This window comes from Rahnella sp. ATs2, assembly GCF_051851855.1.
GTDB classification, from domain to species: domain Bacteria; phylum Pseudomonadota; class Gammaproteobacteria; order Enterobacterales; family Enterobacteriaceae; genus Rahnella; species Rahnella variigena.
Genome location: NZ_JBLYPL010000057.1, coordinates 1 through 1,108, shown reverse-complemented (window position 1 = coordinate 1,108; position 1,108 = coordinate 1). Strand labels below are relative to the sequence as shown.

Genomic DNA, 1,108 nt, shown 5'->3' with positions numbered 1-1,108 from the left:
CATGCTGGTCCAGAATGAAGCCGTGCTCTTAAGGGTTTTTATTGCCTGCGTCACTGTGCGTAAATCAGAATTAACCTCCGCAATAAACGTGGCCGCAGATTTTGATGCCAGCGCCAGCCAGGAGGTCTGTACCGTAGAAGCCGCCGACTCAGCCCCCGTGACAGCGAAAACCCGCAATCCGGACTCAATGACCGTGAGAGAAAATTCAAAAACCCGTTCGGAATCTTTGCTTTCCCGCAACTTAAGGCCGCCGTCTGGAATGCTGACGGTTAACTCCCCCAACGTTGGATGTACCAGTGTGCCCGCCCCCTGGCTTTCACACGCCGCTATCAAGTTATCCCGCTGAGTCATGACATCTGCAGCGCTGTAGATAAGGCTGGACTGAATGATGAAACCATTTAAGGTCAGGCGACGCGTAGAGCGCCCTAAATCTTCAACCCAGGCTGTGTCCCGGTATGGGTATTCATGGATGGCCTGCCGGCGACCGAAGTTACCGTCAGCATCAATGATGGCGAAGGGGACGCCCCGAAATGACGCCGGGTGAATGTGATCCTGCCAGTTCCAGCTGTCACCAGAAAAACCCAGCAGCGAAGACAGCGCGTTTTGTAACAGTGGCATCGGGTCCTCCAGAAAAAGAAAACCCGCCGAAGCGGGTCAGGTTGATATGTCAGGGCATCGGCATAGCCGTGGTCACTTTGCCCCCGGTGCCGGATAATTTTTTACGTTCACCGGTCCGGCCATCAATCAGTGTCAGTTCAATCTCATTTTTATTGTCTTTTAGTACTTTAGATAAAACGTCGGCAACTTGTTGTGCGCTGATCCCACCACCAGGTGACCCTGATGAGCCGGGGCTTGGTACATTGATATTGGGTTCTTTTCCACCTGCTGTGGTCCCTGCTAAAGCCGGTGCCGGTGTATTAATGTTGGTTTCAGTCCCGCCGTCCGGCTGATTAATCTCATAGCTGGTTATTACACCTTGCCGCACCTTCCATCGCGGATCGGTCATTGAGGTATTAATGCCGCTGTCAATATCATTTTCGCTGTAAGGCTGACTGCCATTTTCATGACGGATCATGGCGGTCATCATGCGTTTGAGAACTGCAGGATC

Annotated in this window: 1 protein-coding gene and 1 pseudogene; both read right to left on the bottom strand. The window is 52.4% G+C overall.

Translation table 11 applies throughout. The features are described 5' to 3' along the window. A partial coding sequence (locus ACJY2G_RS25485) for a DNA circularization N-terminal domain-containing protein (protein WP_439292382.1) occupies window positions 1-618 on the bottom strand: 618 nt, incomplete at its 3' end. A 49-nt stretch (window positions 619-667) separates the two neighbouring features. Next, window positions 668-1,108, bottom strand: a pseudogene (locus tag ACJY2G_RS25480) (hypothetical protein); the annotation flags it as partial.